Origin of the sequence: Streptomyces sp. NPDC059455, from assembly GCF_042750115.1 — a bacterium.
Taxonomy (GTDB): Bacteria; Actinomycetota; Actinomycetes; order Streptomycetales; family Streptomycetaceae; genus Streptomyces; species Streptomyces endocoffeicus.
In genome coordinates this window covers 1-9,873 of sequence record NZ_JBHYVB010000312.1, presented here as the reverse complement: position 1 = coordinate 9,873, position 9,873 = coordinate 1, and the positions used below count along the sequence as shown (strand labels likewise).

The following is a 9,873-nucleotide window of genomic DNA, read 5'->3' as shown; positions in this document are numbered from 1 at the left end:
CAAACCACCATCACCGGCACCCTCCGCCGCGACGACGGCGGCCCCCACCGCTTCCTCACCCACCTCGCCGAACTCTCCACCACCGGAACACCGGTCCACTGGCCCAGCGCCTACGCCGGAACCACGCCCTCCCAAGTCCCCCTGCCCACCTACCCCTTCCAGCACCAGCACTACTGGCTGGCCGCCACCGGCCACTCCGGAGATGTCGGCTCCGTCGGCCTGCGCGAAGCGGCGCATCCGCTGCTGGGGGCCGTGGTCAGCGTGCCGGACACCGGAGGGGTGCTGCTCACCGGGCGGCTGGCGCCGTCGGCGCAGTCCTGGCTGGCCGACCACATGCTGTCGGGCGTCGCCCTGGTGCCGGGTACGGCGATCGTGGAACTTGCCGTACGTGCCGGGGACGAGACCGGCACCCCGGTGCTGGAGGAGCTGGTCCTCGGCCAGCCCATGCTCCTGCCCGACGACAGCGCGCTTCAGGTGCAGGTCCTGGTCGGCGCGGCCGAGGACGACGAGCGCCGTGCGGTACGGGTCTACTCCCGCGTCGATGAGTCCGAGCCCTGGGTCGAGCACGCCTCGGGCGTGCTGTCCCCGCAGGTCGTCGCGCCCGTCGAGGCGGAGCGGCAGTGGCCGCCCGCCGGGGCGGAGCCCGTTGCCCTGGAGGGCTTCTACGACCGCCTGGCCGAGGCGGGTTACGAGTACGGGCCGGTGTTCCGCGGGCTGACCGCCGCGTGGACCCTCGACGGTGAGGTGTTCGCCGAGATCACCCTCGGCGAGGAGCAGCACGAACTGGCGGGCCGCTTCGGCATCCATCCGGCGCTGCTGGACGCCGCGCTCCACGCGAGCAACTTCTGCCCGGGCAATGAGCCAGGTGGCGCGACGTATCTGCCGTTCTCGTGGAACGGCGTGCGGTTGTACGCCGGCGGGGCCACCGCCCTGCGGGTGCGGGTCACCTCCACCGGGCCGGACAACCTGTCGCTGCACGCGACCGATCCACACGGCGTGCCCGTGGTGACCGTCGGATCGCTGGTGCTGAGGGAGACCACCGCGGCGCAACTCCGTTCCACATCGCCCTCGTCCAGCGCGGACTCGCAGTTCACCGTGGAGTGGACCGAGCATCCCCTTGCCCGGCACGAGGTGGCGTGGACGGACCTGGACGCCGTGCACGACGACGGCGCGTGGCCGCCGGTGGTCGTGGCCGACACCCGGGCGTACGGCGCGGAGGGCGGCGAGCCGCCGGAGCACGCCCGTGAGCTGACCGGCCGGGCACTGGCCGCGATACAGCGTCTGATCAGCGACGACGGACTCGCCGACAGCCGCCTGGTGGTGCTCACCGGGGGCGGCATGGCGGTGCATGACGACGCCGAGGTCACCGATCCGGCGGCCGCCGCGGTGTGGGGCCTGGTGCGCGCGGCGCAGGCCGAACACCCGGGCCGGGTGTGCGTGATCGACACCGACGACCGGTCGGCCAAGGCCCTGCCCGCCGCGCTGGCCACGGAGGAACCCCAGCTCGCGCTGCGTGGTGGAACCGCATGGCTGCCACGCCTGGTGCGCGCGCGCCCGGGTCTGGCGGTACCGGCAGCCGCCGCGTGGCATCTGGACGTCACCGAACACGGCACGCTCGAGAACCTCGCCCTGGTGCCCCACCCCCGGGCGGAGGCGCCGCTGGAGGCGGGCCAGGTGCGGATCGCGGTGCGCGCCGCCGGCCAGAACTTCCGCGATGTGCTCATCGCCCTCGGGATGTACGAGGCGGAGATCGGCACCGAGGGCGCCGGTGTGGTGACCGAGGTCGGCCCGGGTGTGGCGGACCTGGCCGTGGGCGACCGCGTGATGGGCATGCTGCCCGGTTCGTTCGGTCCGCTGGTGGTGGCGGACCGGCGGACGGTCGTACGGATGCCGCGCGGCTGGTCGTTCACGGCGGCGGCCGGGGTGCCGGTCGCCTATCTCACCGCGCTGTACGCGCTGCGGGACCTGGGCCACGTCCAGCCGGGTGAGACGGTGCTGGTGCACGCCGCCGCCGGTGGTGTCGGCATGGCCGCCGCACACCTCGCCCACCACTTCGGCGCCGCCGTCCTCGCCACCGCCCACCCCGCCAAACACCACATCCTCGAACGGCTCGGCGTGCCCGAGGAACGGCGCGCCTCCAGCCGCGACCTCGCCTACGCCCAGACCTTCCCCACCGCCGACCTCGTCCTCAACTCCCTCACCGGCGAACACATCGACGCCTCGCTGGGGCTGCTCAACCCCGGCGGCCGGTTCATCGAGATGGGGCGCACCGACATCCGGGACGCGGCCGAGGTGAGCGCCGCCCACCCGGACCGCATGTATCGCGCGTTCGACCTGGGCGCGGACGCGGGGCCGGACCGCATCCAGGAGCTGCTGGTCGAGCTGGTGGACCTGTTCGAGCGGGGCCTGATCCCCGCGCTGCCCACCCGGCCGTGGGACATCACCCGCGCGCCCGACGCGTTCCGCTGGATGAGCCAGGGCCGCCACACCGGCAAGATCGTGCTCACCCTCCCCCGCGCCCTCGACCCCGAAGGCACCGTCCTGGTCACCGGCGGCACCGGCACCCTCGGCTCCGCCATCGCCCGCCACCTCGTGGCACACCACGGCGTACGCCACCTGGTCCTCGCGAGCCGCCAGGGGCCGAACGCCCCCCGCGCGGCCGACCTCCACGACGAGCTGGCCGAACTCGGCGCGCGGGTGCGGATCACCGCCTGCGACATCGCCGACCGCGGCCAACTCGCCACGCTCCTCGCCGACATCCCGGCCGACCAACCCCTCACCGGTGTCGTGCACACCGCCGGCGCCCTCGCCGACGGCATCATCACCACCCTCGACCCCGACCGCATCGACACCGTCTTCCGCCCCAAGGTCGACGCGGTCGCCCATCTGCACGACCTCACCCACCACCACGACCTGGCCCTCTTCGCCGTGTACTCCTCCGCCGCCGGAATCCTGGGGAACGCGGGCCAGGCCAACTACGCCGCCGCCAACACCTATCTCGACGCCTTCGTGCAGCAGCGGCGCGCGGCGGGGCTGGCCGGGCTGTCACTGGCCTGGGGCCTGTGGGCGGAGACCAGCGATCTGTCCGCCGCGCTGGTCACGGCGAATCGGGATCGCACCAAGCACGGGGTCGTCCGCCCGATGAGCACCGAACACGCGCTGAGCCTCTTCGACAGCGCCCTCGGCCTGGGGTTGTCCCTGGTGGTACCGGCGAAGCTGGACACCGCGAAGCCGGCTTCCGGCGCGCTGCGGGACGAGCCCGCTCCGGGCGATGTGTCGCCGCTGCTCACCGGCCTCGTCCGGCCGACCCGGCGCACCCTGCGGTCCATGGCGGGCGCATCGGCCGAAGGAGGGCTTACGGCCCGGCTGGCGGCGCTGTCCGAGGCCGACCAGCACCGGCTGCTGCTGGACCTGGTGCGGGACCACACGGCGACCGTGCTCGGGCACACCGGGAAGGACGCCGTGGACGCCCGGCGTGCGTTCAGCGAGATCGGCGTCGACTCGCTCATCGCGGTGGAACTGCGCAACCGGCTCTCCGGCGCGACCGGGCTGCGCCTGCCCGCGACGGTCGTGTTCGACTACGCCACACCGGAGGCGATGGCCACGCATCTGCGGTCCGTGGTGGCCGGAGACACCGCCTCGCCCCCGACGTCGGCGGTGGTGCGCGCTACGGCGGTGGACCCGGCCGATGACCCGGTGGCCATCGTGTCGATGAACTGCCGACTGCCCGGCAAGGTCACCGGCCCGGAGGAGCTGTGGGATCTGGTGTTCCAGGGCCGGGACGCGATCGGCCCGTTCCCCACGGACCGCGGCTGGGACCTGGAGACACTCTTCGACCTCGACCCGGACGCCGTGGGCAAGTCGTATGTGCGCGAAGGCGGATTCCTCAGCGGCGCCGGTGACTTCGACGCCGAGTTCTTCGGCATCTCGCCACGTGAGGCACTGGCGATGGATCCGCAGCAGCGGCTGCTCGCCGAAACCTCGTGGGAGCTGTTCGAGCGGGCGGGCATCGACCCGATGTCCGTGCGCGGACAGGCCGTCGGGGTGTTCGCCGGGGTCATCGACCAGGGGTACATCGGCCACTCCGAGGCGTCCCCGCCGGAGTTGGAGGGGTACCTGATGACCGGCAGCACCACGAGTGTGGCCTCCGGCCGCGTGGCCTATCTGCTGGGCTTGGAAGGCCCCGCGGTGACGGTGGACACGGCGTGCTCGTCGTCGTTGGTGGCGCTGCACCTCGCCGTACAGGCGCTGCGGGCGGGCGAGTGCTCGATGGCCCTCGCCGGTGGCGTGACGGTGATCGCCAAGCCCAGCGGTTTCATCAGCTTCTCCCGCCAGCGCGGGCTCGCACCGGACGGCCGCAGCAAGTCCTTCAGCGAGGGCGCCGACGGCACCACCTTCAGCGAGGGTATCGGTCTTGTGCTGCTGGAACGGCTCTCCGACGCCCGCCGCAACGGCCACGAGGTGCTGGCCGTGATCCGCGGTACGGCGGTGAACCAGGACGGGGCGAGCAACGGCCTCACGGCGCCCAACGGCCCCTCCCAGCAGCGGGTGATCCGGCAGGCGCTGGCGAACGCCGGGCTGTCGGCGGCCGATGTGGACGCGGTCGAGGCGCATGGCACCGGCACTGCCCTCGGCGACCCGATCGAGGCCCAGGCGGTCCTGGCCACCTACGGGCAGGGGCGCACGGGGGATGAGCCGGTGTGGCTCGGTTCGCTGAAGTCCAACCTTGGCCACACCCAGGCCGCCGCGGGCATCGCGGGCCTCATCAAGATGGTGCTGGCGATGCGGCACGGCACGCTGCCGCGGTCCCTGCACGCCGACGAGCCCACCACAAAGGTCGACTGGTCGCAGGGCGCGGTGTCGCTGCTGTCCGAGGCGCGGGCGTGGCCGGAGACGGGGCGTCCGCGTCGCGCCGGGATCTCGTCCTTCGGCATCAGTGGGACGAACGCGCATGTGATCCTGGAGCAGGCGCCGGAAGTTGCCCTGGCTGAGGCGGAGTCGGATGGCGCGGGTGCACCTGGGCTGGTGGCCACGGGTGGGGTGGTGCCGTGGGTGCTGTCCGCCAAGAGCCCTGCCGCGCTGCGCGCCCAGGCAGAGCGACTGGTCAGCCATCTGGAATCCGGGAACGACGCCAACCCGGTCGATGTGGGCTGGTCACTGGCCACGACCCGGGCCGCCCTGGAACACCGCGCGGTCATCCTCGCCACGGACACCGACGGGGGCATGACGACCGCCCGCGCCCTGGCGGAAGGACGGCCCGACCCGCTCCTGGTCACCGGACAGACCGGGACCGACGGCAAGACCGTGTTCGTCTTCCCCGGTCAGGGGGCCCAGTGGGTGGGCATGGGGGCCCAACTCCTCAACACCTCACCCGTGTTCGCCGCCCGGCTGAACGAATGCGCCGAAGCACTCGCCCCATACACCGACTGGTCGCTCATCGACGTCATCACCGGCGCACCCGACGCCCCGAGCCTTGAGCGTGTCGACGTCGTCCAGCCCGCCACCTTCGCCGTCGTCGTCTCCCTCGCCGCCCTCTGGCAGTCCGTAGGCATCCACCCCGACGCCGTCATCGGCCACTCCCAAGGCGAAATCGCCGCCGCCTGCGTCGCCGGACACCTCACCCTCCCCACCGCCGCCAAAATCGTCACCCTCCGCAGCCAGACCATCGCCCACCACCTCGCCGGACACGGCGGCATGATGTCCGTCCTCACCTCACGAGCAGAGGTCGAGGAGGCACTCGCCCCGTGGCAGGGCCGACTCTGGATCGCCGCGCACAACAGCCCTCAGTCAACCGTCATCGCAGGCGACACCGACGCCCTCCACCAGCTGCACACCCACTACACCAACCAGGACATCAGGGCCCGCATCATCCCCGTCGACTACGCCTCCCACACCGGACACGTCGACACCATCGAAGACCAGCTACACCACGTACTCGAAGGCGTCACCGCCTCCCCCGGCACCACCCCCTGGCTCTCCACGGTCGACGGCCAGTGGGTCGAACCGGACACGGTCGACAGCGGCTACTGGTTCCGCAACCTCCGCCAAACCGTGCAGTTCGAGCACACCATCCGTGCTCTCGCCGACGACGGCTACCGCACCTTCATCGAGGTAAGCCCCCACCCCGTCCTCACCACCGCCATCCAAGAAACCCTCGAAGCGAACGACACCCCCCACACCACCATCACCGGCACCCTCCGCCGCGACGACGACACCCCCACCCGATTCCTCACCCACCTCGCCGAACTGTCCACCCACGGCCACACCCCCAACTGGACCACCCTCTACACCACTACCAACCCCCACCCCACACCCCTCCCCACTTACCCCTTCCAACACCACCACTACTGGCTCACGCCGTCCGAGGTGCCGGAGGCGGTTGCCGACGGGGTGTTCTGGGACGCCGTGGAGCGGGGCGACCTGTCCTCCCTCGCCGATTCGCTCGGCGTCGAGGAGAAGGCGCTGGAGCCCGTTCTGCCGGGGCTGACGTCGTGGCGGCGGCGCAACCAGGACCAGTCCACCGTGGACAGCTGGTCGTACCGCATCGCCTGGGATCCGGTGGCGGCCGGGGAGCCGCCGATACTGCCGGGAACGTGGCTGGTGGCCGTCCCCTCAGCACAGGCGGATGACGCCGCGGTGACGGGTGTGGTCGCCGCGCTGGCCGAGCACGGCGCCGACCCCGTGGTGGTCGAGGTGGACACCGTGGAGCAGGCGGAGCTGACCGCGCGCCTGCGGGAGCGGATGTCCCACGACTCCGATGACGAGTACGCCGGCGTGGTGTCCCTGCTGGCATGGGATGAGCGCGTCCACGAGCCTGGCACCCTCTCCCGGGGCGTGGCGGCCACGGTGGCACTGACGCAGGCCGTGGAGGAGATCGGGCTCGCCGCTCCCCTGTGGTGCCTGACCCGTGGTGCGGTCGCCGTGCGCGAGCTGTCCGAGGTGACCAGCGAGTTCCAGCCGCTGGTCTGGGGGATGGGCGTGGTGCAGGGGCTGGATCAGCCGTCCACGTGGGGCGGGATCGTGGATCTGCCGCAGACGCCGGACGGGACGGCCCTCGCACGGCTGTGCGCGGTCCTCGCCGGAGTGGACGCGGAGGACCAGGTGGCGGTGCGCGCGTCGGGGGTGTTCGCCCGGCGGATGCGCCGCGAACCGGTGGCCTCGGCACCGGTGTGGCAGCCACGGGACACGGTGCTGATCACCGGCGGCACCGGCGGGCTCGGCTCGTACGTGGCCCGGTGGGCCGCGGGCCACGGCGCCCGGCATGTGGTGCTGCTCAGCCGCCAGGGTGCGCAGGCGCCGGGCGCGGCGGAGCTGGAGGACGAGCTGATCGAGCTGGGCGCGGACGTGACCATCGCGGCCTGTGATGTGACCGACCGGGAGCAGCTCGCCGCCGTACTGGCGGAGCTCCCGGACGGCGCGCCGCTGTCGGCCGTGGTCCATGCCGCGGGGCTGGCGCTGCCGGAGAAGCCGCTGTCGAAGATGACACTCGCCGAGTTCGCCGATATCGGCCGGGCGAAGATCGCCGGAGCGCGGCACCTCGACGACCTGCTGTGGGAACGGGAGTTGGACGCCTTCGTCCTCTTCTCGTCCGGTGCGGCGGCCTGGGGCAGCGGCGGTCAGAGCGCCTACGCCGCCGGCAACGCCTACCTCGACGCGCTGGCGCAGCGGCGCCGCGCCCGGGGGCTGGCGGCCACGTCGGTGGCGTGGGGCGCCTGGGGCGGCGGCCTCGGCACGATCGACGAGATGATGGGCGCGCAGTGGCGCCGTACGGGTCTGATGACCATGGACCCGCGGCTGGCGGCGCTGGCGATGGCACACACGGTGGGCAGCGGCACCGCCCACGGTGTGGTGGCCGACATCGACTGGGAACGGTTCGCCCCCGGCTACACCATGGCCCGGTTCCGGCCGCTGCTGCGGGGACTGCCCGACGTCATCGAGCTGCTGACCGAGGACGCGCCCGAGGACGGCGCGGGACAGACGGAACTGGTCGCACGGCTGGCCGGGCTGAGCCCCGAGGACCAGGAGCGGCTGCTCACCGAGCTGGTGCAGGCCGAGGCCGCGGCCGTGCTCGGACACGCGAGCGCCGACGCCACCGGGGACCGTCCGTTCAGCGAGATCGGATTCGACTCACTGACGGCGGTGGAACTGCGCAACCGCCTCAACGCCGCCACGGGGCTGCGGCTGCCCGCCACGATGGTGTTCGACCACCCGCGGCCCAGTGTGCTGGCCCGTCGTATCCGCAGCGAACTCGGCCAGTCCGACACCTCGTCGGTGGACTCGGTGCTGGCCGAGCTGGAACGGCTGGAGGCCAGTCTGGTGACGCTGCCGAAGGAGAAGATCGAACGCGCCCGGATCACCTCACGGTTGCAGCGGATGACCACCAAGGTCGCCGAGATCGAGGCGGTCGGCGTGAACGGCGACACCGTCACCGAACGGCTCGACACGGCGAGCGCCGACGATGTGTTCGCCTTCATCGACCAGGAGTTCGGCGTGGACTGATTCCCCTTCTCGTCTCCGCTCACCGATTTCACCCACGAGGCTCTTGGCGAGGTCCAGATGGCGAATGACGAAAAGCTCCTCAACTACCTCAAGCGGGTTACCGCCGATCTGCACCAGACGCGGGAGCGGTTGCGCAAGGCCGAGACGGCGACGGAGGAGCCGATCGCCATCGTCGGCATGGGCTGCCGCTACCCGGGCGGGGTGACCACTCCGGACGGGCTGTGGGATCTGGTGGCCGACGGCCGGGACGCGATCGGCGGCTTCCCGGAGGACCGCGGCTGGGACTTGGAGAACCTCTTCGACGCCGACCCGGACGCCGTCGGCACCTCCTATGTGCACGAGGGCGGTTTCCTCGCCGACGCGGCGGAGTTCGACGCCGAGTTCTTCGGCATCTCCCCACGGGAGGCGCTGGCCACCGACCCACAGCAGCGGCTGCTGCTCGAGACCGCGTGGGAGACGCTGGAGAACGCGGGTATCGACCCGAGTTCGCTGGCGGACAGCGACGTCGGCGTGTTCACCGGCGTGGCCAACGGCGACTACGCACTGACCGTCGACCAGGTGCCGGACGGGTTCGAGGGGTATCTGGGGATCGGTGGCGCGGGCAGCATCGCGTCCGGCCGTATCTCGTACTCGCTCGGTCTGCTCGGCCCGGCGGTCAGCCTGGACACCGGCTGCTCCTCGTCGCTCGTGGCGATGCACCTGGCCAGCTATGCGCTCAGGTCCGGGGAGTGCTCGATGGCGCTCGCCGGTGGGGTGATGGTGATGGCCACCCCCGGTGGCTTCGTCGGATTCTCCCGGCAGCGGGGGCTCGCGCGCGACGGCCGGTGCAAGTCCTTCGGTGAGGGCGCGGACGGCACCAACTGGTCCGAGGGTGTCGGTCTGGTGCTGCTGGAGCGGCTGTCGGACGCCCGCCGCAACGGGCACCAAGTGCTCGCCGTCGTACGTGGCACCGCCGTCAACCAGGACGGCGCAAGCAACGGCCTCACCGCACCCAACGGCCCCTCGCAGGAGCGGGTGATCCGGCAGGCGCTGTCCAACGCGGGGCTGACGATGGCCGATGTGGATGTGGTCGAGGCACACGGCACCGGTACCAGTCTTGGCGACCCGATCGAGGCCCAGGCGCTCCTGGCCACCTACGGCCAGAACCGCCCGGAGGATCAGCCGCTCTGGCTGGGCTCCATCAAGTCCAACATCGGCCACACCCAGGCGGCAGCGGGCGCCGCGGGCATCATCAAGATGGTCCAGGCCATGCGGCATGGCGTACTGCCCAAGACACTCCACGCCGACGAGCCCACGAGCAAGGTGGACTGGGCTACGGGTGCGGTGTCGCTGCTGAGCGAGGCGCGGGCGTGGCCGGAGACGGGGCGTCCGCGT

General features: G+C 72.0%; 2 protein-coding genes. Both read left to right on the top strand.

Annotation, left to right across the window (positions count from 1 at the left end):
- Positions 1–8,499 (top strand): type I polyketide synthase (locus tag ACFXB5_RS50430; protein ID WP_385222030.1); only part of this gene is annotated, 8,499 nt, incomplete at its 5' end.
- A 57-nt stretch (positions 8,500–8,556) separates the two neighbouring features.
- Positions 8,557–9,873 (top strand): type I polyketide synthase (locus ACFXB5_RS50425; protein ID WP_385222027.1); only part of this gene is annotated, 1,317 nt, incomplete at its 3' end.